Raw genomic sequence first — 26,748 nt, forward strand, 5'->3', positions numbered from 1 at the left:
GCAGATAATGGCACCATCGCTTACCTTCAACCCATAGCTTCGACTTTCGATCTTGAGCTTGCAAAAGTGGGCTGCATCTCGCTCAATGCCGATCGAACGATCCCTGTGCAGCCAGAACAGCATCGTGGCAGCCCGGGTGAGCTTGTGGCTCGTAGCACATTGCTAGCCGTAGATAAAGGGTTGCCTTGCGTAAGGAATCTCAGGTACGTTGCTTCCTGTTCGAGGGAACCGTCTTGATCAGCGTACCGACGCCGTGGACGCACGCCGCGTCGCCGGCCAAGATGGTCGCTTAACCATTGATCGAGCCGACTCGCCTGCCGTCCTGCATGGCCGATGTCGCGAATCGCTATGAGGGGATAGTTGTGACTCTCAAATCAGTGCTCGACACCACGCTTCGGGATGGTGAACAGGCGCCTGGCAATGAAATGACCATCGAAGACAAGACGCGCCTCCTCGAGCTGATCGACGCCGCCGGCCCAGACTACATCGAGGTGGGATTTCCAGCATCTTCGCCTGCGACCTTCGAATTCGTACGCGAGATTTCGCGCAAGTCGCGCAATGCAGCGCTCACTGTTTTCGCTCGTGCGACACCAAAGGACATCGACACCGCACTCGAGGCCGTCCGGGATGCCGATCGCTTCCAGCTCCAGCTGCTCATCACCGGATCAGAAATCCACGCCGAGCATAAGCGCGGACAGACCTGGGAGCAAGCCCGAACGGAATTGGTAGAGGCGTGTAGTTACAGCCTGAAGGCAGGAGTGCGCGACCTATCAATCGGGTTGGAGGATTCACTTCGGGCATCGCCCGAGTACCTGCGTCCCATGATGCAGGCCGGACTGGATTCCGGCGCGAACCTGTTTGTCCTGGCCGACACCGTGGGATCCTGCGTTCCGCAGGAGATCGAGGCCAAGGTACGCGCGGCCCTGCACTGGGTCGACGGGGCGGCCGATGTGACGCTGCACTGCCACAACGACCTTGGATTGAGTCTCGCGAACGCCGTGGCCGGCATGCAGGCCGGTGCCGCCGGCGTGCAGGGCACGCTGGCCGGTATCGGCGAACGAACCGGCAACACGCCGCTGGAGGAACTTGCTGTTCTGACTCATTACCGCGGTGAGTCGCTAGGATTCCGAACGGCGCTGAACCCCCGCAAGTGCGTCGAGGCGGCCAATGCCGTCCTCGAAGCAATCGGTGAACGACCCTGGAAGCACAAGCCACTGCTCGGTGACCTGGCCTTCTCGACGGCTGCCGGCATACATGCCGCAGGGATGATGAACAATCCGATCTGCTATGAGTTTGTCGAGCCCGAACTGGTCGGGAGGGAACGTCGCATTCTCCTGGGCGGGGCGTCCGGTCGTGCCAACATCCGGCATTTCGCGGCGACCCTCGGTATGTCGATCCCAGAAGACGTGCTCGATCAGATGTACCAGCGATTTGTGTTGGACCCCAGCCCGGCCCGGTACAACTCGCTGGAGGCTTTTGAGGGACTCTACCGGGACGCACTGAATGGGATTGCGCAGTGATCGGTGACACGGCCGACTTAACGATCGGCCTGCACCTGCCGTTATTCGACTTCGGATTTGGCCATCCGACGCTCACGGGACAGGATCTGCACAACCTGTTGGAGGTCGCCGAGCGGCTGAATATCCAGGAGGTGGCGGCGAGCGACCACGTCGCCTTCCCCGTCCCCTGGCTGGACGGACTAGCCGCACTCGCATTCGTGGCCGCCCGCCTTCCGGGTCGGCGGCTGGTGACGGCAGCATGTCTCCCGACAGTCCGCGGTCCGGCGGTAACCGCCAAGGCACTGGCTGGGATCAGCCGTTTGGCGGGGACCCCGGTGCGGGCCGGGGTGGCAGCAGGTTCCTCGTTGCGAGACCTCGATCTCGCGGGCGTGCCCGCAAGCGAACGCTGGGCGCGTTTCGATGATGCCTTAGGACTCCTGAGAGCGAGCCTGTGCGGTGATGAACCCACGGCCTACCACGGAAAACACTATCGGCTGGATGACCCGCTGACACCCGGCCCGGTGCTCGGAACGAGACTGTGGATTGCATCGTGGGGTTCCCCGGCCGGTGTCCGGCGCGCGGCAGAGCGTGGCGACGGACTTCTCTTCTCGGCGTACATGGCCGACTCGGACGCGATGGCTCGTGCGGTGCGGCTGGCCCGGCAGCTTCGAGCGGAACTCACCGACCCCGCACCGAACACCGACTTCGAATTTGCCGCATCGACGTGCTTCGTACACATCACCGAGGACGCTCCCGTCGCCGAACTGTTGACCGGTACCATCCTCGCGGACTTCCTCAAGGTGTCGCCCGACGACCTGCGCCGACGCACGCTGGTGGGCTCGCCCGCGCACTGCGCTGAGCGGCTCGCAGCGTTCGCACGGGCCGGCGTGCAGCGACTGTACGTGCTCCCGGTCGGTGATCCGGATGAGCAGCTCACCCGCCTTCAGGAAGCGGTCTTCCCGCTGGCTGCCGCGTACGGCTTGAAGGTGCGCTGGTGAGCGGCACGTCGTGCGGAGCCCTGGCGGGACTTTTTGTTCTTGACCTGTCCGCAATCCTCGCCGGCCCCACCGTGGGCCGCATCTTCGCCGATCTGGGCGCCCGGGTGGTGAAGGTCGAGCGGCCCGGGCCTGGCGATCCGGTGCGATCCATGGGTCGGTCCGTCGGTGGCGGCGAAGGGGCCTGGTGGGCCTTTGTCGGGCGGAACAAGGAGACGGTCAGCCTGGATCTCGAAGATTCGGCCGAACGCACGCACCTCATGCGGATGGTCTGCCGCGCCGACGTACTGGTCGAGAGCTTCCGGCCGGGGACGATGGCGCGGTGGGGCCTGGATTACGAAGCTCTCGCCGCGGTCAATCCCCGCCTGGTAGTCCTGCGCATCTCCGGCTTCGGTGCGGGTGGTCCGCGCGAGAGTTGGTTGGGATTCGGCACGCTGGCAGAGGCGTTCAGCGGTTTCGCCGCATTGAACGGCGACGCCGACGGGCCGCGCCTGCCGCCCACGGGGCTGGCCGACTCGATCGCCGGCCTGCAGGGCACCGTGGCGGTACTGGCGGCCCTGCACGAGCGGCAGCGCAGCGGGCGAGGACAGCTGGTCGAGGTCAACCTGTACGAGCCGCTACTTGGCGTCCTTGGTGGACATGTCGTGCGTGACGCCGCCCGCGAGGAGGACCCGGGCGTGTCCGCCCGCAGCCATGTCCGCGGGCTCTTCGCCACCGCGGACGGTGACTGGATCGCCTTGTCCGCCCACAGCGCCGCGACCGGCAGCGCGATTGCCGGACTGCTGGGGATGGCAGGCTCGGAGGGACTCGATCGCGGCGCAGTTGACGATCCGGATGACGTGCATCGCCGACTGGTGGCGTGGATCGGTGGAAAATCGCGAGACGATGCGCTCACCCATCTGCTGGCGGCCGGCATTCCAGCGGTCCCCGTGCTGACACCCGGGCAGCTCAGTCACGATCCGCACGTCATCGCACGCGAATCTTTGCCAGCCGTCACACAGGGAACTGATGCCGTACGCATGCCCGGCATCGCCATGGACTTCTCCCGCAGCGAACACACAATTCGTCATACCGGCAAACCGCGAAACGACGATCGGGAGCATGTCATGGCCGAGTTCGCCCCAGATCACAGTTTGGAGGTGCCGCGATGACATCGACGACGTATACGGACGCCCTCCTGCAATCGGCGGAGCTTCACCGGGACGGATCACGGATCCTCCTGGCGGTCGACCTCCACGTACTGCACGAAGTCTCCTCGCCCCAGGCATTCACCATGCTTGCCAACCGGGGACTGCAGGTGCGGGACCCGTCCCGTACGGTCGGCATCCCCGACCACGTCGTCTCCACCGCGCCCGGACGCAGCGGCAGCGATGATCCGCGGGCCCAGCACATGCTCGACGTCTTCTCCACGAACCTGGACACCGCGGGCATCGAGCAGGTGACGCTGGACAGCAGTGATCACGGCATCGTGCACGTGTCGGTCAGTGAGTCAGGCCGCGTGTTGCCAGGGCAGGTCGTCGTCTGCGGTGACAGCCATACCACCACCCTCGGCGCGCTGGGCGCGCTCGCCTGGGGAATCGGTACGTCAGAGGTGGCACACGTGCTGGCCACCCAGGCCGCCTGGACGTCGGTGCAACCGGTCGTCGGTCTGCGGGTGACGGGCGTGCCGGGGCCGGGCGCAGGCGCGAAGGACGTCGTACTGCGGGTGTGTGGTGAACTGTCGCCGCGCTGGGGGGTTGGCCGGCGGATCGAGTGGAGCGGACCGTACATCGACGCGACCACCATGGCCGAGCGGTTCACCTTGTGCAATATGTCGGCCGAGTTGGGCGCCCGTTCGGCACTGATCCCCCCCGACGAGGTCACCTGGAGCTACCTGGCCGAACGACTGTCGCCGCAACGCCTGGCCGCCGCGCGCCGTCGCAGCGCTGACCTCCTGCGCCGTGCCGTGGAAGCGCCTCGTGAAGCTACTGTGGACATTGACAGCATCGCCCCGCAGGTGACCTGGGGCACGAACCTGTCACACGTGGCGGCCGTGGACGGACGAGTTCCGACCAGCGTTCAGGACAACCAGCGGTCTGCCTTCGAGGCGGCACTGGCGTACGCGAATCTCGTACCGGGGCAGGAGCTACAGACGGTGCAGGTGCAGCATGCGTTCCTCGGATCCTGCACCAACGGCAGAATCGAGGATCTGCGGGCCGCCGCAAGGGTCGTGGCCGGACACCGTGTGGCACCAGGGGTACGGGCGGTGGTGGTGCCGGGTTCGCGGCGGGTCGCCGAGTTGGCGGAGCGCGAGGGCGTCCGGGCAGCACTGACCGACGCGGGCTTCCTGTGGCGTGAACCCGGCTGCTCCTCCTGCGTTGCGATCAACGGTGACACAGTTCCCCGCGGCGAGCGGTGCGTCTCCAGTTCCAACCGCAACTTCGAAGGCCGGCAGGGTGCGGGCGCGATCACCCACGTAGCCAGCCCCGCCACCGTGGCGGCCTCGGCCGTCACGGGACGACTGACGCATCCTGTCGAGGTGACCGGATGAACAGCCTCCAGGGGCGCGCTCTTCCACTGGGTCGCGACTCCGTCGACACGGACGTGATCGCGCCACAGTCCGAACTGCTCGTCGTGGACAACGCCGGCCTGGCCGATGCCGCATTCCTGACCTGGCGCCGACATCCGGACGGCACGCTCACGGACTCTGTGCTGAACGACACGCGGTACCAGGGCGCCCGGATTCTGCTCACCGGTGACTCCTTCGGGTGCGGCTCAAGCCGGGAGCATGCGGTCTGGGCGTTGCAGGGACTCGGGTACGAGGCCGTACTGGCGGTGGGGTTCGGCGAGATCTTCGAGCGGAACGCGGCGCGTAACGGCCTCGCCCCGATCGTCGTGTCGAGAGAGTCGCTCGACCAACTCCTCGACGTGGTACGGAGCAGGCCCGACGAGGTGCTCACCATCGACTTCGCCGAGGAGACCGTGTCGGCGGCCGGTGTCCTCCACAAGGGCACGTTGTCGAAGGACGCACGGCGTTTCATCGTGGACGGCCACGATGAGATCTACGAGACCCTTGGCATCCTGGCCGCTTCGACGAGCGCGCCGTCGGCGGCCGCCGACGGCGCGCCACCAGCGCCGGCCGGCAGGGCGGGTGCTGGGACGGCACTCGCTGGCGAATGGCAGGCAACACCGTCGAAGGGCCTGACCTCGTGGCACGAGCGGGCCGGGGTCCGGTCGACCGAGCGGCGACTGCTTGGTGAGCTCGACCGAGGGTTGACGCTGTTTCCGCGCAAGCTCATGCCCTACCTTGATCACCCGCTGGTCACTGGACTCGGCCCCGAGCAGCAGAGGGTGCTGATCGCGCGCCGTCTCTACGACTACCTGTCCTTCGTGGTGCATCTCGAGGCAAAGGTCGTCAACCGGGGCACCCGCATCGTCGCCCTCGACGAGCTCGGGCTCGGCCTGCCATCGCAGCTGCGCACCGACGGCTGGAAAATCTACTGCGACGAGGCATACCACGCCCTGTCTGGCATGGACCTGCTCCAGCAGGTGGAGCGCGCGAGTGGTATCGCTGCCTTGCCGTATGACTTCACGCCGGTCATGGAAGCGTTACGTGATGCCGGCCGTGAGGTCGGTGCGACCATGCCAGGGCTCGACCATCTGCTCGAGGTGATCGTCTTCGAGACCGTGGTCACCGAGCTGCTGAAGGATATTCCGAACGACGAGACGGTGGTCCCGGTTATCCGACAGGTCGTCGCCGACCACGCTGCGGACGAGCGCGTGCACCACGCCTTCTACACGGTCTTCTATACCGAATTATGGGGCAAGTTGGACGGTACGCAGCGCGAGCTTGTCGCGCGGAGCCTGCCGAATATAGTCACAGCCTGCCTGAGCCCGGACATCAGCGCCGTACGGCGCAGCTTGTCGGCCGCGGGACTGACCGAATCCGACGCGACGCAGGTCATTCAACAGACCTATCCGCAGGAGCGAGTTCGGGAGGACATCCGCCGGTCGGCCCGCAAGACCATTCGGATGTTTCAGGCACACGAGGTTTTCAATTTTCCAGGGGCCGCAGAGGCGTTCGAATCCGCCGGGCTGCTACTGCCCGACGACCGCTGAAAACACACATCTCTCGCAGCCGGCCCTTGCCACCCACCAGGGGTGTTTCATGCAGGATTACAGAATGGAGAGCCATCGATGTGCGGCATCGCCGGAATGGTCGACTTCCGACAGCAGCGACCCGATATCGAGGATGTTCTTGACCGGATGTGCGCAGCCCTGCACCGCCGCGGACCCGACGAGCAGGGCAGCTGGGTCGGCTCCGGCGTCGGTATGGGCGTTCGCCGGTTGTCCGTCATCGACCTTGCCGGTGGTCGACAGCCGATGGTGCACACGGCTGCCGACGGGAGCTCCGTCGCCCTGGCCTATACCGGCGAGGTCTTCAACTACGCCGCGCTCAGGAGCGAACTGACCGGGCACGGACACACGTTCGAAACCTCCAGCGACACCGAGGTTGTACTGCGTTCGTACCTGCAATGGGGAGCTGCCTGCGCTGAGCGGCTGGTGGGGATGTTCGCCTTTGCAGTATGGGACGGACGCACCGAGGAACTCGTCCTCATTCGGGACCGATTCGGGATCTACCCGCTCTACTACGCGGAGGTCGACGGCGGCGTTGTCTTCGGCTCGGAGCTCAAGGCGATCCTGGAGCACCCCGCAGTCGTGCCGGAAGTCGACATGGAGGGCTTCCGTGCGGTCATCACGTTCGTCAAGCGTCCCGAAAACGGAATTTTCAGGGGCATCCACGAGATGGTGCCGGGCACGGTGCGCCGGATGGGCCGGAGCGGCTCCCGGCAGAGCACATACTGGACTCTGACGGCGCGGGAACACACCGACGACCTCGACACCACGGTGGCGACGGTGCGCGAGCTACTCGAGCAGAGTGTGCGAAGCCAGCTCGTATCTGATGTGCCGCTGGGCGTGTTCCTTTCGGGCGGTCTGGACTCCAGCGCGATCGCTGCCTTGTCGGCGAAGGTCATACGCGAAAAGGACACCGGTTCGTTGCGGACGTTCTCAGTGGACTACGCCGGTCACTCGGAGAACTTTACGCCCGACGAAGTCCGCGCCACTCCGGACCACCCGTTCGTGGCACGTATGGTGGAGCACCTGGGTGCCGACCACACGCGCGTGGTGGTGGGGACGGATGAGTTGATGGACCCGGCCACCCGATCCGAGGTGCTCATCGCACGGGACTACCCGACGTCCCTCGGTGACCTCGACACCTCACTGCTCTTGCTGTGCCGGGAATTCCGGCGCTCCTGCAAGGTGTCGTTGACCGGTGACGCGGCAGATGAGCTGTTCGGCGGGTACGCCTGGTTCCTGGACCGGCACTACTACGACGCGGGAACGTTGCCGTGGCTGGAGTTCGCCCGCCGTATGGTCGGGCGTAACCAGCTGCGCAACACCGCGCTGTTGCGCGAGGACCTGGTCAAGGACCTGGACAGTGAGACATTCGAGCGGGATCTGTATTCCGACATGGTCGCCCAGGTACCTGTCCTCGCGGGAGAGAGCGAGCAGGACCGCGCCGCCAGGGTGATGACCCACCTCAACTTGACAGGCTATCTACGGATCATCCTTGACCGCAAAGATCGCGTCGGAATGGCGGCCGCGCTGGAGGGGCGCGTGCCGTTCCTCGACCATCGTCTGGTGGACTACGTCTTCAACGTCCCTTGGGCCATGAAGTCTTTCGACGGCCGGGAGAAGAGTCTGCTTCGTGCGGCGGTACGTGACCTTCTGCCGCCGTCGGTGCTCTTCCGCCAGAAGGCCGGATACCCGCCTACCACCGATCCGCGGTACAACGACGTCCTGCGTCAGCGCGTGTCCGAGATGCTCAGCGATAGCTCGGCACCCGTGCGCGAACTGCTCGATCTCGATGTCGTCCGGGCCTACCTCCAGGATCCGGACGGTCCGGCCGCAGCGGTCGTCAACCGTTTCAGCATGGAGATGGCCCTATACCTCAATGACTGGTTGGGGCGGTACCAGGTTCGACTCGCTTTCTGAGCGGCGCCTTCGCAAAGAGCAGCATTGACGGGAGTTTAGCATTGAGCAGCAACGCGGACTATGACGATGCACCAGTGGACGTGCTCGGCATCGGGTTCGGGCCGTCGAACCTCGCACTAGCCATCGCGCTTCAGGAGCAGGGTTTGTTTGGCTCCGCAACCGGCGGAAGCGGCCGGCTGCGGTTTATGGAGCGGCAGAACCAGTTCGGCTGGCACCAGGGAATGCTGCTCGACGGGGCGCGGATGCAGATCTCGTTCCTCAAGGATCTCGCCACCATGCGAAGCCCGAGCAGCCCTTACACTTTCCTACATTACCTGCAGGATCGAGGGCGACTCGTCGACTTCATCAACGGAAAGACGTTTTTTCCCAGCCGGATCGAGTTCCACGATTATCTCGAATGGGCGGCGGCGCGATTCTCGGGGGTTGTTGAATACGGCTCCGAGGTCATTGGCATCGAGCCGGTGTACACGGGGGACGTCGTCCAGGAGGTTGACGTCGCGGTGCAGCGGGCGGACGGCATCCGCCGGCACCGTGCCCGCAACATCGTTTTCGCCGCCGGCCTGCAGCCGTGGATACCGGAGGGCATTACGCTGTCGGACCGAATCTGGCACAGCTCCGAACTTCTGCACCGGCTCCGCGAGATCAATGTGGCAGGGATTCGCAAGGCCCTCGTCATCGGGGCCGGGCAGAGTGCCGCGGAGGTGACCAGCCACCTACACCAGGTGTGCCCCAACGCGCAGGTCCACTCGGTCTTCGCCCGATTCGGTTACTCGGTCGCCGACGACAGCCCTTTCGCCAACCGAATCTTTGATCCCGAGGCAGTGGACGTGCATTTTCGTGCGGCGCCCGATATCCGCCAGATGTTGCGGCGGTACCACGACGGCACGAACTACTCCGTAGTTGATCTCGACCTCATCTCTGATTTGTTCGAGCGCAGTTACCAGGAGAAGGTAGTCCACGACCAGCGGCTGCACTTTCACAACCTGTCGCGCGTCACGCGCTGCGTGCCGACACCGGCGGGCGCCGACGTCACTGTGCACGACCTGGTCGAAGGCCATATCGAGTCGATGACTTGCGATCTCGTGGTCTTCGCCACCGGGTACCGGCCGGTGGACCCGCGTTGCTTCCTCGGCCCCCTGCTCGAGCACTGCCAACTTGATGTCGGCGGCGGCGTCGCACTGGCCAGGGACTACCGGGTGCTCACTTCGCCACGGATACGTTCCAGGATCTTCGTGCAGGGTGCCACCGAGGACAGCCATGGGCTGTCCTCGGGGCTGCTGTCCAACGTGGCAGTTCGGGCGGGAGAGATCGCCGAGTCTCTCGCAGAGGCGCTGCGCGAGCAGGGTGAGCCCCTGACTGCCGCAGCGAGATGATCGACGACCGACACGTTCCGCCACCTGTCCGCTCCGGACTGCCACCGGGAGTTCGTCGAGATCGTGACCGCGAACCCGCGCCGCACCCGTCGAATCACTTGGAGACCCGAATGTTCGTACCTGGCGTCTATCAGAACCACGACCCTGCGCAGCTGCGTGACGAGATGCGCCGCAATCCGCTGGCGGTTCTCGCCAGCAATGGCGAGCCGGCGCCGATGCTGACCCACCTGCCGGTCATCCCGCACCCCGACGAGGGCGGCGCCGCCGACGCGCCGCTGCCCGGCTCGGTACTGCTCGGACACATGAACCGGGCCAACCCGCACTGGGCCGGCTTGACCGCCGGGTCGTCCGCGACGCTGGTCTTCCTCGGCCCGCACGGCTATGTCACACCGGTCCTGTATAACGCCACCCCGGCCGCGCCGACCTGGAACTTCGTTACCGTCCACGTACACGGCACGGTGCACCCCATCCCCGCCGGGGACGAAACGCTCGACGTGGTGCGCTGGACCGTGGAGGCGTTCGAACGCTCGTTCGGCTCCGGCTGGGACCCGCAACCGTCACTGGGCTATTTCAGATCAATCGTCGGCGACGTCGGCGCCTTCCGGTTCGAGATCACCGGCGTCGACGCCATGTACAAGCTGAGCCAGGAACAGAGTGCCGAGCGGCAGGACCGGGTCGCCGCGAGCTTTGCCGCCTCCGAGGAGGGCTGCCTGCGTGAACTCGCCGAGCTGATGAGGGTGGTGCGCAACAATGCCGACCCGGCGGGCGTGACCCGATGAAGCGCAACATGCTCAGCGTCCCCGGCACGGTCAGCCTGCTCGAGGAGATCTGCGCCGGGCGGCTGCCCTGGCAGGCGATCCATCCATTCCCCCGGCAGCGCGGCGACGACCGGGCCGTCGGCGACCGAGCCGTTGAGGACATCCAGCAGATCCTCGAACGCACCGTCGACCCGGAGGCCGTGGACACCAGCCGGCAGCTGCCGCCGGACCTGCCCGCGGCGATGCACGCCGAGAACTGTCTGCACCTGTTGGCCGGCGCCGAACAAGGCGGCCGTGCCCTGTCGCCGATCAACGCATTCCGGGTGGTTGAGGCCGCTGCCCGCTGGTCCGTTCCCGCCGGCATGCTGCTCGGCATCCACAACGGCATCGGTGCCGCGGCGTACCTGCCGGTGCTGCCCGACGGCCCGCTACGCGAACACATTTCCCGCCGGATGGCGGCCGGCGCGGTCACCGCCATGGCCGACACCGAGCCCACCGGCGCCGCGAACCGCGCCCGGGGCACTACCGCCGTGCCGGTCCACGACGGCACGGGATATCTGCTCAACGGCGACAAGCTCTACATCGGCAACGGCCCCATCGCTGACCTCGTCGCGGTCACCGCAACCCTGCGCGGCCACGACGGAGACCGCACCCGGGTGTTTTTCGTGGACACCGACACGCCCGGCTTCTCGGTCAGCGCACGACTGCGCTTCATGGGGTTCCGCGGTTTCCCCAACGGCGCGCTGTCACTGCGCGACGTTCACGTCCCGGCGCACCATCTGCTCGACGAACGCGAAGGCGAGTGGCTCACCGCGGAACGCGCCACGGTGCTGTCCCGCGGCCGGCTCTACATCGTGGCCGCGCCAGCATTGGCGATCGCCCGGGCCTGCCTGGACCACTCTCGCGCGTACGCCCGCCGCCGCACCGTCGACGGGCGGGTGCTCGCCGACTATCCCGAGGTCCGCCGGATGACCGCAGAGTCACAGGCGGATACGTATGCGCTGGAGACCGTAGCGCGGTGGACGATGCTCGGCGGGCACGGCGACGGCCCGACCGTCAACCTCATGCCGGATCAGGTCGCCGCCAAGGACATCACGTCGTTGCTCTGCTGGCGGGTCGCGGAACGCACGATGACGCTGCTCGCCGGTGAGGGCTTCGAGACTGCCCGGGGCAAAGGTGACCGGGGTGCCCCCGCGATCCCACTGGAGCGGCTTTTCCGCGACGCCCGTGGCACCCGCATCGCCGGTGGCACCGAGGTGCTGTTGCAGATGCGTCTTGCCAGCAACCTCGTCTTCTCCTACTTCTACCCACCCCCGGACAACGCCGACGAGCTGACCGGCCCTGCGACCGTACCGGCGGACCTGCCGGCGGGTGCCCTGTCCGACCGCAACCGCGGCCACCGCCGCGCCCTCGCGGCGGGTATCCAGGAGTACGCACGGACCTGCCTGGCCACGGCCCGCCGGTTTCCCGACCGGGCCGAGCTGCTGGCCCGTAGCCGTGCGCTGGTGCTGTTCGGCCAACTCGCCGAGGAGCTGGTCACGGTGTCGCTGGTGCTCGCCCGGGCCGCGACCGACGACATGGATTCCGGCGATCAGGACCTGGCCGACATCTATTGCACCGGCGCGCTCAGCCGCATCGCGGTCTGGCGGCAGGAACTGGCGGACGCTCTCGCCGACGACATGCCGGCGTACGGGCGGGCCGCCGGGCGGCTGCTGGACGACACCGAGCCCAGCCACACCGGCGCTGACGTGCTCGCCGGGGCGTCATGACCGGGCCGTCGCACCGTGCGCCGCTCTCCGCCGGGCAGAGCCGGTTGTTCTTCAGTGAGCTGCTGCGACCGGACAGCGGCGGATACGTCATCCAACGGGCCGTCCGGCTCATCGGCGACCTCGACGTACCCGCCCTGCAGACCTCGATGCAGCTGCTCGTCGGCCGGCACGAGATCCTGCGCACCATCTACAGCGACGACGGGCCGTACCCCGAACAGATCGTCGAGCCCGTGTCACTCGGCAGTGAGTTCGCTCTGGAGCTCACGGACCTGGGCGACCGGGCAGACGACAGCGCCGAGGCGGTGAACAGCTGGATCGCCGCTGCCCGGGGACGCTCCTTCGACCTGCGGGCCGAGCCGCCGCTGCGGACCGGTCTCGCGCGCCTCGGCGCGGACGACCACGTCCTGCTGATCACCGTGCACCACATCGCGATGGACGGCTGGTCGATGTCCGTGCTGCTCGGTGAGCTGGCCACCGCCTATGCCGCGCTGATCCGCGGTGAGGAACCGGCCCTGCCGCCCGCGCGGGCGTACCGGGACTACGTGCACGCTGAGCGGGCCCGTGCCGACGAGATGGCCGAGCACGAGCGGTTCTGGCGCGCCCAACTTGCCGGAGCCGGCGTGCCCGGCCCTGGTCTGCTCGAGTACCCGGCCGAGTGGCGGCGCACCGATGAGGCTCTCTGCGCAGCGTTCAACCTACCCGCCGAGCTGACCGCACGGATCGCCGAGCTGAGCCGGCGGCAGCGCTGTACGCCGTTCATGACCGTCCTGGCGGTCTGGAGCGGACTGCTGACCACGGACAGCGGGGCCGCCGAGATCACCGTCGCGACCGCCTCGTCCGGGCGGTGGCGGCCAGAGGACCACGGGCTGGTCGGATTCCTGGTCAACGTGGTCCCGATCCGCATCGCCTGCACCTCGGAACTGTCGCTGACACAGCTGCTGGCCAGGGTGCGCGACGCCTGCCTGACCGCGTCGGAGCACAACGAACTGCCGTACGAGCGGATCGTTGCCGCCAGTCGGGCACCCCGCCTGCCGAACCGGCCCGCGCTCGCGCAGGTCCTTTTCGACCTGCACCCCCGAGCTGCGGTGCCGACGCTGCCGGGGTTGCGTTGCAGTGAGTGGCCCATTACGGCCCGCACCCTGCGGTTCGAGTTGGAGCTGCATGTCACGTACGACCGGAGCGCCGCCGACGGGATCCTGCTGGCCGCAGCGGACCTGTTCGAGCCGGACACCGTCCGGGGTCACCGGGACACCTTCGTCGACCTGCTCAACCGGTGGACCGCCGAGCCCGAGCGGGCACTGGCTGACCTGATCCCGATCCGCGCTGTTTCGAAAGGAACGTGATGACAAGCGACGGCACCCTCACCGCCCGGCTGACCCGGATCTGGGAGTCGGCCCTGGGGCTCGACGACATCGAGCCCTCGGAAAACTTCCTCGACCTCGGCGGCGACTCGATGACCGCCACGACGGTGATCGCGGGGATCCGCGGTGAGTTCGGCGTCGCGCTGCCACTGCGTGCCCTGTTCGACCATCCGACCGTCGCTGAACTGGCCGAGGTGGTGGCGGCCGCCCGACCCTCCGCCGTGGCCGCCGGGTCTGCGCTGAAGGAGGACCGATGAAGAACGGCAGTGCGACCGTCGGCTACCCCTATCTCTCCATGTGGGGCGGCGAGGCCGATCCGCCGTGTCTGCTCAACTCTATCCATCGCTCGGTCGAGCGATACCCGGACCGAGCCGCGGTGGTCGACGGCGACCGGCGCCTCTCGTACGCCGAGCTGGCGGCGTGGACCTGGGAGGTACAGGAGCTGCTGCGGGCCAGAGGCGTGGTGCCCGGGGACCGGGTGGCGGTAGCCTGCCCCCGCAGCGCCGAGGCGGTCGTTGCGCTGCTCGCCGTCGCCGGGTGCGGAGCTGCTTACGTACCCCTTGACATCGAGTATCCCCACGCCCGGCTGGAGCACATGCTCCGGGACAGCGAGCCGGCAGTGCTGCTGCATCTCGGTGACCGGCCGGATCTGGGGACCGCGGAGATCGCCCAGCGCATCCCGCAGCCCGGTGCCGCCCCCGCCACCCCGCGGGCCCGCAGCGTGGCGCACGACCCAGACCGGGACGTCTACCTCATCTACACCTCGGGCTCCACCGGCTGGCCGAAGGGTGTCGCGATTCCGCACAGCTGTCTGGACAACATGGTCGCCTGGCAGTCCGCCCACTCGCCGGCCCCCGACCTGCGCACCGCGCAGTTCGCGCCGCTCAACTTCGACGTGTCGTTCCAGGAGATCCTCGGCACCCTCTGTGGTGGCGGCACCCTGCACATCGTGCCGGAAAGCCTGCGCCGGGAGCCGGGGCAGCTGCTGGCCTGGCTGACCGAACACCGGGTGCAACGGCTCTTCCTGCCCTACGTGGCCCTGCAGATGCTCGCCGTGGCCGCCGTCGCGGACGTCGACGCGGCGGCCCGGCTGGAGCTGGTGGAGGTCAACACAGCGGGAGAGCAGGTGGTGTGTACCGACGAGATCCGGCGCATGTTCGCCCGGCTGCCCGGTGCCCGCCTGGTCAACCATTACGGCCAGAGCGAGTCGGCGATGGTCACCTCCCACATCCTGACCGGCCCGAGCGCCGACTGGCCCGCCCTGCCGCCGATCGGGGTCCCGTTGCCGAACTGCGAGGTGCTGATCGATCCGGTTTCCGCGGACCAGCCCGAGGTGGGCGAGCTCCTGGTGGCCGGCCTGCCGATGTCTCGTGGATACCGCAACCAGCCCGAACTGACGGCCGAACGCTACATCGACATCCCACTGTCGCCACACGGGCACACCCGTGCCTTCCGGACCGGTGATCTGGTGGAGCTGGTCGACGGCGAGCTGCGCTTCCTCACCCGGGTGGACGACGAGGTCAAACTTCGCGGCGTACGGGTGAATCTGCTCGAAGTCGACGCGCAACTGCTCGCCCATCCGACGGTCCAGGCCGCCGCCACCGTCGTCGTGCGTACCCGCTCGGGGAACCGCAGTCTGCGATCCGCCGTCGTGTTGGCCGGTACCGCCGGCCCCACGACTGCCGACGACTTGATCAGCGCGCTACGCCGGGTGCTGCCCGCAGTCTTTGTGCCGGTCTCCGTCATGGTTGTGCCGGCCCTGCCCCGGACGCCGAGCGGCAAGATCGACCGGGATGCGGTCGCCACCCTCATCTGCGAGGAGCTGGTCGGCCGCCGGGCCCGCGCAACGAGCCCGGCGCGGGTCACGGCGCCATGAGCGTGACGACGGCACCGCCGGTGGCGAGCCTGCCGGTCTCGCAGGCCCAGCTTGCGCTCTGGGCCGAGGAACAGGTCGACGCGAACCTGAGCAGCACCGGCTATTTCGCGGTGACGCTCACCACGCACGACGCGGGTGCCGGGCCCACCGGCCGGCGACTGCGCGCGGCCGCCCAGGCGGTCCTGCACCGGCACCCGCCGCTGCGCTCGGTGCTGCGGTACGACGACGGCGCGCTGCGGCAGGTCGTCCATGTCGCCGCCGACGCCCTGCGCTTCACCACCACCGATGTCGCGTGCGAGCCCGGGGCGGAACGCGCCACCGCGCGGGAGTGGGCCGCCCGCCACGAAAGCCGGCGCCGGTGGGACCTGTCGGTTGAACCTCCGATCCGGTTCCACGACCTACGGCACGGGCCCGGCCGCAGGACGATCGTCTTCGCCGTGCATCACGCCGGCTTCGACGGGCGCAGCAAGTTCCTCGTCGCCCGGGACTTCACCGAGTACCTGGCCGGACTCGTCACCGGGGCTCCGGTCGACGTCGAACCCTTGCCCCACGTCATGATCCCGGAGGCGGAGCCGGCGCTGACCGACGAGGCGGTCCGCTACTGGGCCGGGGAACTGAGCGACGGTCGGGAGCCGATGCCGCTGCCGTCGGGGCACGCCCCTGGTGTGCGCGGGATCCGGACCACCCGCACCGTGGAGCTGGACATCGCCCACGTGAGGGCGCTGCGCAATCTCGCCAACCGCCACGAGGTCAGCACGTTCACCTGCCTGGTCGCCACGTTTGCCCAGCAGCTCGCCTGGTACGGCGAGCCAGCGCCGATCCTCGCCGTCGCCGCTGACATCAGCGATGAGCGGACCCGGGCGGTCGCGGGCGTTCAGGTCAACGTCGTACCGATGCTGGTGCGCGCCGGGGACTGCGCTACGCCGGCCGCCGCGGTGCGCGAGGCGCGGGCCGCGCTGGGCCGGATGCGCCGGTACCGCCGGGTGCCGTTCCGGAGCCTGCTGCGTGGTCTGCCGGACGACAGCGCCTCCCGGCTGATGACCCAGTGCGGAATGTCCTTCCCACGGCCCCCGGCCGGGCTGGCGCTGGACGTGCCGGGAACGACCGCCCATTGGGACTTCTTCACGCCCAACACGTCCTCGACCTTCGAGCGGACCCTGCACATCCGCGCTGACTGGCCGGTCTGCCGGATTCGGCTGGATTACCGGGCGGAGAACCTGGACGGTGCGGGCGCCGACGCGATGCTCCAGCACTTCACTGCGGCCGTGGCGTCGCTAGCCACCGCTGACGCGACCCGGTTCCGTCCGGCGGCCGCCGTGGCCGTGCCGCCGGACCGTACCGATACGCGGCTAGGGCAGGACCCGGACAGCGAGTTGGCGGTGGCCGCCGCCGTTGTCGCCGGCCGGTCGCACGCCGGCCCGGACAACGACGTCGTGGTGCTCGGTTCCGTAGCGGATGAGATCCTCGCAGTCGAAACCAGCGCCGCGCGGATGCGTGCCGCGGAGCTCCTGTTCGCCGCCGACCCCGGCGAGATACCCGATACGGCCCGCCGCCTGGTGGGGCCGGCCGACATCGTACGGGCGGCGGCTCGGCTCCGACGTGGTCGGGCGCTGGACCTCGTGGTGCCGGGTGACCAGTTGCCTGCTCTGGCGCACCTGGCGCAGGACGCCGGCTCGGCGTTCACGATCAGCGCCTACCACCAGTGGGGCGGTCGGGTGGCCGGGATCCTGACGCCGGCTCCGGATCCGCTGGAACCGCCGGAACTGGAGTTGTTCGGGTCGTACCCCGCGTCGGTGCGCGACGCCGCAGGGGCCTGCCTGCCCGCGAACGTGCCCGGCACGCTGGTGGTCACCACACCCGACGGCCGGTCGGAGTCAACGTCCGACTGCGCGATGGTGGGCGCCACGGGCGTGCTGCGTTACCTCGGCCCGCGCCGGGAACGGTTGCTGCGCCACCGTGGATTCATCGACGTGGCCCTCGTCGACCGGGTTCTGCACACGTGCCCGCAAGTGCTCGACGCGGCGGTGGTGCGACGCCGGACCCGCCGTGGGCCCACAGTCGTGGCGGTCGTCACCGGGCACCCTGGCGAGCGCGCGCCCAGCGTGGCCGAGGTGCGGGCCTTCCTGCACGACCGGCTCGCGGGACTCGACCTGCCCGGACAGATCGAGGTCCGGGTCAGCATGCCCCGCGACCGGTACGGCTCGATCGACCGACCGGCGATGGATTCCCGATGACGACCGAATGGCGTGCCCCGGTACGGCCGCGAGCCGGCTGCCGGGCCGGGGGGTCAGGCCAGCCGGCCGAAGACAGCGTGCGGGCTGATCTTGACACGGAGGTCCGTACCGGTGTTCCACTCGGCACGCCGGATCTCCCTCATCGCCGCCTTGCGGCGCTCGCTGTCCATCCGGTCGATGAACAGTACGCCGTCGAGGTGGTCGGTCTCGTGCTGCAGGCAGCGGGCCAGATAGCCGGAGCCGACGATCTGCAGCGGGTCGCCGTGCTGGTTGAAGCCCTTGGCAACGACGTTCTGCCGGCGTTTGGTGTCGAAGTACAACCCTGGCATCGACAAGCAGCCCTCTGGGCCGTCCTGCTCCTCCTCATCGGGAAAGTTCAGCACCGGATTGACCAGGTGTCCATGCATGTCTTCGACGTGAAACGCGAAGACGCGCAGGCTGATGCCGAGTTGCGGGGCGGCGAGCCCGGCGCCGCGTTCATCAGTCAGCGTGTCGTCCAGATCTCTCACGAGCCGGCGCAGCTCCGCGTCGAACGTGGTCACCTCCTGCGCCGGCGTGGTGAGCACTGGGTCTCCGAAGAGCCGGATGGGCAGTACGGACATAGCTGGTTCCTCTCCAAGTCGGACGGTGCACGCGGACGCCGGTGGCTGCCTCCCGGCAGGGTCCGTCGCGTGCACCGGTGCCCGGGTGTGTGGCGTGGCGTACCTGCGAGACCGCCATCGTTTTCGGACGGTGGCGACGAGTGGACGGTCGGGCGAGCCCGGCTTGACATCCACTTTGCAGAGAAGAATACTTTGCAAAGTGACGGATGGACAAGCCCACGACAAACCCGACCCATCCGATCGGGTGGCCGACGACGGCCCTGGGGCGATGGCGAATCAGCTTCACGAGAGCTCGCCGGCAGAAGGCGACGTCGCGTCCGGCGGATCCAACCCGGCTCACCCGATCCGCGACGGCGTGGTGGTCACCGTGCTGCAGCACCCGGTCCGGGCCGCTCTCATGGAGCTGCTGCGCACCCGGGAGACGCTCACTGCCACCGAGGCCGCCCGGGAACTGGGTGGCAACACGGGGACCTATTCGTTCCACCTGCGTCAGCTGGCGCGGTACCGGCTGATCGAACCGGTGCCCACGACGCGGGGACGGATCCGGCCCTGGCGGCTGATCCGTCCGGGCGTGGCGCAGGTGGCCGACGAGCCGATGAGCTGCCTCGCCCGTGGGCTCGAGGACGAAAGCTACCGACGTTGGCTGGCGCTACGCGAGCAGGCACCGCCGCGCTGGCGCAACGACCAGGCATTCAGCGAGGTCATCTACCTCACGCCGAAGGAACTCACCGCTCTCGGCACGAAGATCCGCGATCTCCTGGCCGAGTATCGCCACCGCGAGACCCGGCCCGAGACCCGCCCACCGGGGTCCGCGCCGGTCGCGGCGATCGCCCGACTGTTCCCGCTGCTCGACCCAGATCACTGATCCGGTCCACGCCCGATCCCCCTTCGGTACCTCGCCGCCCTCCACGTCGACGTACCGCCATGTTCCGTGCCCGAGAACGAACATCTAGAGGACACCAATGACTGCCTCCGCGCCTGGGCGGCCTAAACACGGCCTGCTATCCACCATCGCCGTCTTCACCGCCGCCTTCCTGGCGATGCTGGACCTGTCGATCAGCGCCGTCGCGATGCCGGCCATCCGCGAGGACCTGAACGCGTCGCTCGCCGGGCTGCAATGGATCTTCGACGCCTACGCGATCTCCTTCGCGAGCCTGCTGCTGGTCGGCGGGCTCATCAGCGACCGGCTCGGGCACCGCACCGGGCTGATCATCAGCCTCGGCCTGTTCGTCGCCGGATCGGCGTTGTGTGCCTTCGCCCCCAGCGTCGGCACGCTGATCGCCGGCCGCGCGCTGCAGGGCGCGGCCGCGGCGATGCTGGTCCCGGGCAGCTTGGCGATGATCGCGCAGATCTCCAGGGACGCGGCGCACCGGGCCCGCCTGGTGGGCATCTGGAGCGGCCTGACGGGCGCGGCGATCGCGCTCGGACCGGTCGTCGGTGGCTGGCTCGTGGAGACCCTTGGCTGGCGCAGCATCTTCGGAATCAACCTGCCGGTCGGGGTCGCCGTCATAGTGCTGCTCGTCACGGTGGTGCCGGCAGCGGCCCGCAACCGGCAGGGCCGGATCGACGTGCCGGGCCTGGTGCTGGGCGCGCTGTGGTCGGCCGCCCTCGCCTACGCCGTGATCGAGGGGAACGTCCAGGGCTGGACCTCGCCGGTGATCGTGGGTGCCTTTGTGGTCGCGGCGGTGGCACTGGTCGCGTTCCTGGTCGTGGAGTTGCGGCAGACGCACCCGATGATGCCGGTACGGCTGCTCGGGCAACGCGCGTTCGCCGCAGCCAGCGTCATCTCGTTCGTCATGGGTTTCGCACTCTCCTCGTCGTTCTACTTCCTCTCACTTCTCCTGCAGGAGGTGCTCGGGTACGGCCCGCTCGGCGCCGGCCTCGGTTTCCTTCCCGCGGCCATCGCGCTCACCGTGATGGCACCCCTCGCCGGGTGGCTGTTCGCCCGGCTCGGTGCCGCCCTGCTCGTCACCGGCGGGCTGCTGCTGGGCGCAGTCGGTCTGTTCGGCCTCACCCTCGGCGGCGTGGACACCCCCTACCTGCATCTTTCCTGGGCAGTGGCGCTGATCGGGGTCGGCTGGGGACTGGCGCTGCCGCCCACCAACGCGGTGGCCCTGGGATCCGTGCCGCCACAGCAGGCCGGTGCCGCGTCCGGCACGGTGGAGACCGCGCTGCAGTTCGGCACGGTCGTCGGCATCGCTGTTCTCGGCACCGTGCAGGCGATCGGGCTGACCTCCGATCTGCGGGGCCGGCTCGCCGACGCTGGGCTCCCCGAGCAGCTGAGCGGCGACGCCGCCGACCAGATCGCCGCCGGCCAGTCACCGGACCTGTCCAGCTTCACCGGCGACCTGGAACGCGTCACCGCCGAGGCGTTCGCCCACGGGCTGCACCTGGCCTTCGTGCTCGGCGCGGTCGTCGTCGGCCTGTCCGCCCTGGTCGCTCTGGTGGGTCTGCCCCGGCGCACCCGGCCCGCTCCCGACGGCGGCGAATCCTCGCCTGCGGAGCTTTCAACAGTTTCCACCACACCGTGAACACAGGTCTGACGCCCTGACCCTCGACCGGAGGCCGCTGTGAGCAATCACGACCAGCCGTCACCCTTGGCCCATCACCTCTTCGAGAAGCAGGCAGCCGCCGTCGCTGAGCGTCCGGCGATCCGCGACGGCGACCGTACCCTGTCCTACGGCACGCTCAACGAGTACGGTGACCGGCTCGCGGCGCTGTTGCGGGCGTACGGCGCGAAGCCGGAGGCCCTGGTCGGCATCTGCCTGCCACGCGGTATCGACCAGGTGGTCGCGGCCGTCGCGGCGCTGAAGTCCGGCGCCGGCTATCTTCCGGTCGATCCACAGCAGCCGGCGCTGCGGATCCGTCAGACCCTCTCGATGGCCGGTCCGGTAGCGGTCGTCACCAGCAAGCACCACGCCGGTGACCTGGACTGCCCCGAGCTTGCGGGCGTTCCGATCGTCGAACTCGACGGCGGGGTCAGCACCGACGAGCCGACGCCGGTGCCGGCCGCCGACGCCGGCCCGGAGAACCTCGCGTACGTCGTCTTCACCTCCGGCTCCACCGGCGCCCCTAAAGGCGTGCAGATCGAACACGCCTCGCTCGCGAGTTTCATCCGATGCGACATCGAAGAGTTCGAACTTACCGCGTCCGACACGGTCGCACTGGTGGCGTCACCCGGCTTCGACGCCTCGGTGTGGGACATCTGGCCCACCTTGGCGGTCGGCGCCTGCCTGCAGACCGTGGAACCGGCGACCGTGCTGTCGCCGGAGACGTTGCGTGACTTCATCGTGGAAACCGGCATCACCGTAGGGTTCTTCACCACGGCGATCGCAGAGCGGCTGCTCCGGCTCTCCTGGCCGGCGTCGTGCCGGCTTCGGCTGCTACTCACCGGCGGCGAACAGCTGCACGTCCGGCCCGCACCCGGCCTGCCGTTCCGTCTGGTCAACAACTACGGTCCGACCGAGACCACCGTGATCGTCACCTCCGGTCCGGTCCGCCCGGCCGGAGAAGGCGTTCCCCGGTTACCGTCCATCGGCCGTCCGTTGCCGGACGCTGACGTGTACCTGCTCGCCGACGGTCTGCGGCCGGTCGCCGATGACGAGTCGGGTGAGATCTTCATCGGTGGTCCCGGCGTCGCCCGTGGGTACCTGAACCGCCCCGACCTGACCGAGGAGCGGTTCCTACCCGACCCCTTCGCGGACCGGTCCGGCGCTCGGATGTACCGGACCGGTGACCTCGCCCGCCGCCGCGCCGACGGCAGTCTCGACTTCCTCGGTCGCGCCGACGACCAGGTCAAGATCCGCGGGAACCGGGTGGAGCCCGGCGAGGTGGCAGCGGTCCTGCAGGAACATCCAGCGCTGGGTGCCGCGCACGTGATCGCGCAGTCGGGGGACGCGGCCGGCGACGCGTTCCTGATCGCCTACGTGACGGCCGCCGACCCGGCCGATCCCCCGCGAACAAGAGAACTGCACCGCTACCTCGCCGCGCGGCTGCCGGCAGCCCTCGTACCCCGGCATTTCGTGGCACTCGGCTCGCTGCCGATCACCACGAACGGCAAGGTGGACCGGGCGGCCCTGCCGCCGGTCACCGCCGCGCGGACGGACCTGCCGAATCCGCCGGCGGCACCCAGCACCGCACTGCAGCGTCGGCTGGCAGAGATCTGGCGGGAAGTCCTCGGGGTCGCGGAGGTCGGCACCACGGACAGCTTCTTCGATCTGGGCGGGCACTCGCTGCAACTGGCCGACGTGCACCGCCGGATCACCCGCGAGCTGGCGCACGAGCTGCCTCTGATGGCCCTGTTCGAGCATCACACGATCCAGGCCCTCGCGGATCATCTCACCCGCTCCAGCGAGCAGCCGGCGGCGAAACTGCGCGAGGACACCCGGCGCGTCCGCAATGCCCCGCGCCAGAGAGCGCTGCGGCGTACGGCGGCGCAAGCGATGGAGACGCCGGCCCGGCCGGCCGCGCCGGTCGACGGGACCGGGGACGGAGACGGAGGCCGTGATGGACGCTGACATCGATGCCCTGGTAGCTGTCGTCGGCTTGGCTGGACGCTTTCCCGGGGCGCCCGACGTCGACTGGTTCTGGCGCAACGTCTGCGACGGCGTCGAGTCGGTACAGATCCACACCGCGACAACGGCCGACGGGACCGGCGAGCACTACTCCGGGTACGGCGTGCTCGACGACGCCGAGATGTTCGACGCCGCGTTCTTCGGGTATCCGCCAGGGGAAGCCCTGGTCATCGATCCCCAGCAGCGGGTCTTCCTGGAGAGCGCCTATCACGCCCTGGAAGACGCGGCCTGCGACCCGGCCACCTATGACGGGCTCATCGGCGTGTACGCCGGCGGTAGCACCACCGGATACGCCGCAGCCCTGCATGCGGCCCGGAGCCGGCTGCCGTTCCTCGACGACTGGCAGATCCGCATCGCCACCGGACCGGACTTCCTGGCCACCCGGACCGCTCACAAACTCGGCCTACGTGGTCCCGCGATGACGGTGCAGACGGCCTGCTCGACCTCGCTGGTAGCCATCCACCTCGCGGCTCAGGCGCTCCTGGCGGGCGAGTGCGACATCGCGCTCGCTGGCGGCGCCACTGTGCACGTGCCCCGGCCGTCGAGCGGTTACACCGAGGGCGGCATCCTGGCTGCCGACGGGCACTGCCGAGCCTTCGACGCCAAGGCCACGGGTGCCGTCGGCGGCAGCGCCGTGGGCCTAGTGGTGCTGCGCCCGCTCGGCGACGCGCTTCGCGCCGGCAATCACATCCACGCGGTTCTGCGCGGCACCGCCGTCAACAACGACGGGGGTGGGAAGGTCGGCTTCACCGCGCCGAGCATCGACGGGCAAGCCCAGGTGATCCGCACCGCCCAGCTGGTCGCCGGGGTGAACGCGCGTGACGTCACCTACGTCGAGACACACGGCACCGGGACGCCGCTGGGTGATCCGATCGAGGTCGCCGCGCTGACCCGGGCGTTCCGGGCCGATACCGACGACAGTGGCTTCTGCCGTATCGGCTCGGTCAAGACCAACGTCGGGCACACCGACGCGGCGGCCGGCGTCACCAGCTTCATCAAGGCGGTCTTCGCCGTCGAGCACGGGTTCATCCCGCCCAGCCTGCACTTCGAGGAAGCCAATCCGGAAATCGACTTCGCGACCAGCCCGTTCTCCGTCGCCACTGCCCTCGTTCCGTGGCAGCCTGACGGGCGTCCCCGACTGGCCGGAGTCAACGCCCTCGGCATCGGTGGCACCAACGCCCACGTCATCCTGGAGCAGCCGCCGGTTCCCGCACCCACGGCCCGCCGGACCGGCACGCCGCAGCTCGTCGTCCTCTCCGCCCGCACTCCTGCGGCGCTGGACACCCTGAGTCGGACCCTCGCCGCGCGGTTACGCGAGGACCCGGCGCTCGACCTGGCCGATGTGGCGAGGACGTTGCAGGTGGGCCGGCCCGCGCAGCCGATCCGCCGGTTCGCGGTGTGCGACGGCGCTGCCGACGCCGCCGGAGTGTTCGCCGGCGAGGATCCCGAACGCCTGATCACCAACGACGGAAGGCCAGCCGCCCGGCCTGTCGTGTTCATGTACCCCGGGCAGGGCGGCCAGCACGTCGGCATGACCCGGGAGCTCTACGAGCGCGAACCCGCGTACCGGGAGGCACTCGATGCCGCCTGCGACTACGCTGCGCCGCTTCTCGGCACTGACCTGCGCACGATCCTGTTCCCGGAGGCCGGTGACGTCGAGAAGGCCACCGAGCAGATGGCGACGATTGGTGTCGGGCAGCCGGCGGTCTTCGTCGTCGAGTACGCCTTGACCCGGCTCTGGCAGTCCTGGGGTGTCACCCCCTCGGCAGTCGTCGGCCACAGTCTCGGGGCGTACGCGGCGGCGTGCGCGGCCGCGATCCTGCCGTTGGCCGAGGCGATCAGTCTGGTCGTCACCAGGGGCCGGCTGTTGCAGGGACTGCCGGCCGGCCGGATGGCCGCAGTGCCGCTCCACGAAGAGGAACTGATGGCGCTGCTTCCGGACGACCTTTCCGTGGGATCGGTCAACGGACCCGGTCAGTGCACGGTGACCGGCCCCGCCGCCTCGGTAGAGGCATTCACCGCCGAGCTGCGTGACCGCGACGTCGACGCGCGCCTCCTGCGGATCTCGACCGCTGGCCATTCCGCACTGGTGGAACCGATCATGGCCGAGTTCGAGGCTGCGGTCAGCGCCGTGAAACCACAACCGCCGCAGGTGCGTTTCCTTTCCGACACTCTCGGCCGATGGGCGACCGGTGACGAGGCCGCCGCTGCGGCGTACTGGTCGGCACACCTGCGCCGCCCGGTGCGCTTCGGTGCCGCGCTGCAGCACCTGCTCGACGATCCCGGCCAGATCCTCGTCGAGGTCGGACCCGGCCGGGTGCTGAGCAGCCTCGCGCGTCAGCATCCGGCCGCCAACGGGGCCCACACGATTCTCAGCTCGCTGCCGCACCCCGCCGACCGGACTGCCGACACCCATAGCCTGCTGCACGCCGCCGGCCGGCTCTGGGCTGCCGGGGTCACCCTGGACTGGGCGAGCCTGCATCAGGATCGGACGCCTCGACTGGTCCGACTGCCGCTCTATCCGTTCGACCGCCGGCCGTACCTGGTGGAGCCGCCAGCCGCGGCCCAGCAGGCCGACGCGGGGCAAGTCATCGTCACCCCCGACGAGCCGGCTACCGAAACGTCTGCCGGCGACACCCGGACCGAGGAGAGCGTGGCCGGGCGAGTGAGCCGGGCAATCGGCGACGTCCTGGGCATCAACGACGTGGGCGAGCACGAGAGTTTCTTCGATCTGGGCGGAGACTCCCTGATCGCGACACGTCTGGCGGCCTGGACCAGGACGGCGTTCGGCGTGGAGTTCTCCGCCAAGGAGGTCCTGACGAACCCCACCGCCGCCCGGATCGCAGATTTGGTGGAGGAACGGATGAGCGCGATCGGAGAGGTGAGCTCTCGATGACCGGCACGACATCACCGTGGGCGTTGCTCCGGGCCCGACGCCCGGATGCCCCGACACGCCTGTACTGCTTCCCACACAGCGGAGGATCGCCTGGCGAGTACATCCGCTGGGCACAGCGGTTGCCGAGCACGGAGGTTTTGGGCATCCAGTTGCCCGGCCGCGGTCCCCGGCTGACCGAGAAGCTCTTCACCGCCGTGCCCGACCTGGTCAGTGCGCTGGTCAGCGAATTCACCTTCACTGAGCCCTTCGTGTTCTTCGGGCACAGCCTCGGCGCGCTGGTAGCGTTCGACACCGCCCGGGAGCTGCGCGCCCGTGGCCTTCCCGGCCCGCGCCGGCTGGTGCTGTCGGCGTGCACCCCGCCGCACCACGGCCTGCAACGTGCCCCACTGCACGTGCTGCCGGACGAGGAGTTCATCGACGCGTTGAGCGAGCAGTTCGGTGGGTTGCCCCCGGCTATCCGGTCCGAACCTGAGCTGCTCGGGCTGGTGCTGCCCGCGTACCGCGCCGATCTGGAGATGTTCGAGCGTTACGAGTATGTGCCGGGCGAGCCGTTGCCGTGCCCGATGACGGTGGTCGGCGGCGCCGACGACTACATCCCGCCTGCCCTGCTGGCCGATTGGCAGCAGTACACCACCGGCGGCTTCGACCTGTACACCCTTCCCGGCGGACACTTCTACCTGCGGGATGAGCCGGCGCAGGAACAGTTGCTGCGGGTCTTGGCCCGTCACCTGGAAAAGGCGAGGTGAGAGCGCGGCCGGGCGAACGGCCACCCAGC

Annotated in this window: 19 protein-coding genes; 18 read left to right on the forward strand and 1 reads right to left on the reverse strand. The window is 68.7% G+C overall.

Going from position 1 to position 26,748, the window contains the following annotated elements; genetic code table 11:
• Window positions 1-377: 377 nt before the first annotated feature.
• From O7621_RS00870 to O7621_RS00930, 13 genes are all read left to right on the forward strand, one after another.
• A complete protein-coding gene (locus tag O7621_RS00870) occupies window positions 378-1,520 on the forward strand; it encodes a LeuA family protein (protein ID WP_282232296.1) in 1,143 nt (380 codons plus the stop codon).
• Window positions 1,517-2,497, forward strand: a complete 981-nt coding sequence (locus tag O7621_RS00875) for an LLM class flavin-dependent oxidoreductase (RefSeq protein ID WP_282232297.1) — start codon at window positions 1,517-1,519, stop codon at window positions 2,495-2,497. Before O7621_RS00870 ends, O7621_RS00875 begins: the two co-directional genes overlap by 4 nt.
• On the forward strand, window positions 2,494-3,645 hold the full coding sequence (locus O7621_RS00880; protein WP_282232298.1) for a CoA transferase: 1,152 nt from the start codon (window positions 2,494-2,496) through the stop codon (window positions 3,643-3,645). Before O7621_RS00875 ends, O7621_RS00880 begins: the two co-directional genes overlap by 4 nt.
• Window positions 3,642-5,024 (forward strand): aconitase family protein, encoded by a 1,383-nt coding sequence (locus O7621_RS00885; protein WP_282232299.1) that lies wholly within the window; start codon window positions 3,642-3,644, stop codon window positions 5,022-5,024. Before O7621_RS00880 ends, O7621_RS00885 begins: the two co-directional genes overlap by 4 nt.
• Entirely contained in the window at window positions 5,021-6,592 is a 1,572-nt protein-coding gene (leuD, locus tag O7621_RS00890) for a 3-isopropylmalate dehydratase small subunit (RefSeq protein WP_282232300.1), read from the forward strand. Before O7621_RS00885 ends, leuD begins: the two co-directional genes overlap by 4 nt.
• Before the next feature lie 78 nt (window positions 6,593-6,670).
• On the forward strand, window positions 6,671-8,530 hold the full coding sequence (asnB, locus tag O7621_RS00895) for an asparagine synthase (glutamine-hydrolyzing) (RefSeq protein ID WP_282232301.1): 1,860 nt from the start codon (window positions 6,671-6,673) through the stop codon (window positions 8,528-8,530).
• A gap of 41 nt (window positions 8,531-8,571) precedes the next feature.
• Window positions 8,572-9,903, forward strand: coding sequence for a SidA/IucD/PvdA family monooxygenase (locus tag O7621_RS00900; RefSeq protein ID WP_282232302.1), 1,332 nt, complete (start codon window positions 8,572-8,574; stop codon window positions 9,901-9,903).
• Window positions 9,904-10,013: 110 nt separating this feature from the next.
• Window positions 10,014-10,682 carry an FMN-binding negative transcriptional regulator gene (locus tag O7621_RS00905; RefSeq protein ID WP_282232303.1) on the forward strand — a complete coding sequence of 223 codons (669 nt, stop codon included), beginning with the start codon at window positions 10,014-10,016 and terminating at the stop codon, window positions 10,680-10,682.
• Window positions 10,679-12,430 (forward strand): acyl-CoA dehydrogenase family protein, encoded by a 1,752-nt coding sequence (locus O7621_RS00910; RefSeq protein ID WP_282232304.1) that lies wholly within the window; start codon window positions 10,679-10,681, stop codon window positions 12,428-12,430. The genes O7621_RS00905 and O7621_RS00910 overlap by 4 nt, the downstream gene beginning before the upstream one ends.
• Window positions 12,427-13,773, forward strand: a complete 1,347-nt coding sequence (locus O7621_RS00915; protein ID WP_282232305.1) for a condensation domain-containing protein — start codon at window positions 12,427-12,429, stop codon at window positions 13,771-13,773. Before O7621_RS00910 ends, O7621_RS00915 begins: the two co-directional genes overlap by 4 nt.
• Window positions 13,773-14,048 carry an acyl carrier protein gene (locus O7621_RS00920; RefSeq protein ID WP_282232306.1) on the forward strand — a complete coding sequence of 92 codons (276 nt, stop codon included), beginning with the start codon at window positions 13,773-13,775 and terminating at the stop codon, window positions 14,046-14,048. Before O7621_RS00915 ends, O7621_RS00920 begins: the two co-directional genes overlap by 1 nt.
• The gene (locus O7621_RS00925; protein ID WP_282232307.1) at window positions 14,045-15,667 is read left to right on the forward strand and encodes an amino acid adenylation domain-containing protein; all 1,623 of its coding nucleotides are present in this window, start codon (window positions 14,045-14,047) and stop codon (window positions 15,665-15,667) included. The genes O7621_RS00920 and O7621_RS00925 overlap by 4 nt, the downstream gene beginning before the upstream one ends.
• Window positions 15,664-17,901 (forward strand): condensation domain-containing protein, encoded by a 2,238-nt coding sequence (locus O7621_RS00930; protein WP_282232309.1) that lies wholly within the window; start codon window positions 15,664-15,666, stop codon window positions 17,899-17,901. The genes O7621_RS00925 and O7621_RS00930 overlap by 4 nt, the downstream gene beginning before the upstream one ends.
• 53 nt (window positions 17,902-17,954) lie before the next feature.
• Here the strand turns inward: O7621_RS00930 and def are convergent, their stop codons facing one another.
• On the reverse strand, window positions 17,955-18,503 hold the full coding sequence (gene def / locus O7621_RS00935) for a peptide deformylase (RefSeq protein ID WP_282232310.1): 549 nt from the start codon (window positions 18,501-18,503) through the stop codon (window positions 17,955-17,957).
• Between the two features lie 268 nt (window positions 18,504-18,771).
• On the opposite strand from def, the gene O7621_RS00940 reads away from it, so the two are divergent.
• From O7621_RS00940 to O7621_RS00960, 5 genes are all read left to right on the forward strand, one after another.
• Window positions 18,772-19,368 carry a helix-turn-helix domain-containing protein gene (locus O7621_RS00940; protein ID WP_282232311.1) on the forward strand — a complete coding sequence of 199 codons (597 nt, stop codon included), beginning with the start codon at window positions 18,772-18,774 and terminating at the stop codon, window positions 19,366-19,368.
• 97 nt (window positions 19,369-19,465) lie between these two features.
• Complete coding sequence (locus tag O7621_RS00945; RefSeq protein ID WP_282232312.1) at window positions 19,466-21,034, forward strand: MFS transporter; 1,569 nt, start codon at window positions 19,466-19,468, stop codon at window positions 21,032-21,034.
• 39 nt (window positions 21,035-21,073) lie between these two features.
• Window positions 21,074-23,020, forward strand: coding sequence for a non-ribosomal peptide synthetase (locus tag O7621_RS00950; RefSeq protein ID WP_282232313.1), 1,947 nt, complete (start codon window positions 21,074-21,076; stop codon window positions 23,018-23,020).
• Window positions 23,010-25,973 (forward strand): type I polyketide synthase, encoded by a 2,964-nt coding sequence (locus tag O7621_RS00955; RefSeq protein WP_282232314.1) that lies wholly within the window; start codon window positions 23,010-23,012, stop codon window positions 25,971-25,973. Before O7621_RS00950 ends, O7621_RS00955 begins: the two co-directional genes overlap by 11 nt.
• Window positions 25,970-26,719 (forward strand): alpha/beta fold hydrolase, encoded by a 750-nt coding sequence (locus tag O7621_RS00960; protein ID WP_282232315.1) that lies wholly within the window; start codon window positions 25,970-25,972, stop codon window positions 26,717-26,719. Before O7621_RS00955 ends, O7621_RS00960 begins: the two co-directional genes overlap by 4 nt.
• Window positions 26,720-26,748 lie beyond the last annotated feature (29 nt).

The organism is Solwaraspora sp. WMMD937 (assembly GCF_029581175.1).
In the GTDB taxonomy this organism is placed as follows: domain Bacteria; phylum Actinomycetota; class Actinomycetes; order Mycobacteriales; family Micromonosporaceae; genus Micromonospora_E.

Excerpts from the sequence above, each read along its gene's own strand:
- def (WP_282232310.1), bottom strand. The coding sequence starts at position 18,503 with ATGTCCGTACTGCCCATCCGGCTCTTCGGAGACCCAGTGCTCACCACG.
- O7621_RS00925 (WP_282232307.1), top strand. The coding sequence starts at position 14,045 with ATGAAGAACGGCAGTGCGACCGTCGGCTACCCCTATCTCTCCATGTGG.
- O7621_RS00920 (WP_282232306.1), top strand. The coding sequence starts at position 13,773 with ATGACAAGCGACGGCACCCTCACCGCCCGGCTGACCCGGATCTGGGAG.
- O7621_RS00945 (WP_282232312.1), top strand. The coding sequence starts at position 19,466 with ATGACTGCCTCCGCGCCTGGGCGGCCTAAACACGGCCTGCTATCCACC.
- O7621_RS00955 (WP_282232314.1), top strand. The coding sequence starts at position 23,010 with ATGGACGCTGACATCGATGCCCTGGTAGCTGTCGTCGGCTTGGCTGGA.
- O7621_RS00905 (WP_282232303.1), top strand. The coding sequence starts at position 10,014 with ATGTTCGTACCTGGCGTCTATCAGAACCACGACCCTGCGCAGCTGCGT.
- O7621_RS00910 (WP_282232304.1), top strand. The coding sequence starts at position 10,679 with ATGAAGCGCAACATGCTCAGCGTCCCCGGCACGGTCAGCCTGCTCGAG.
- O7621_RS00915 (WP_282232305.1), top strand. The coding sequence starts at position 12,427 with ATGACCGGGCCGTCGCACCGTGCGCCGCTCTCCGCCGGGCAGAGCCGG.
- O7621_RS00940 (WP_282232311.1), top strand. The coding sequence starts at position 18,772 with ATGGCGAATCAGCTTCACGAGAGCTCGCCGGCAGAAGGCGACGTCGCG.
- O7621_RS00885 (WP_282232299.1), top strand. The coding sequence starts at position 3,642 with ATGACATCGACGACGTATACGGACGCCCTCCTGCAATCGGCGGAGCTT.
- O7621_RS00960 (WP_282232315.1), top strand. The coding sequence starts at position 25,970 with ATGACCGGCACGACATCACCGTGGGCGTTGCTCCGGGCCCGACGCCCG.
- leuD (WP_282232300.1), top strand. The coding sequence starts at position 5,021 with ATGAACAGCCTCCAGGGGCGCGCTCTTCCACTGGGTCGCGACTCCGTC.
- O7621_RS00930 (WP_282232309.1), top strand. The coding sequence starts at position 15,664 with ATGAGCGTGACGACGGCACCGCCGGTGGCGAGCCTGCCGGTCTCGCAG.
- asnB (WP_282232301.1), top strand. The coding sequence starts at position 6,671 with ATGTGCGGCATCGCCGGAATGGTCGACTTCCGACAGCAGCGACCCGAT.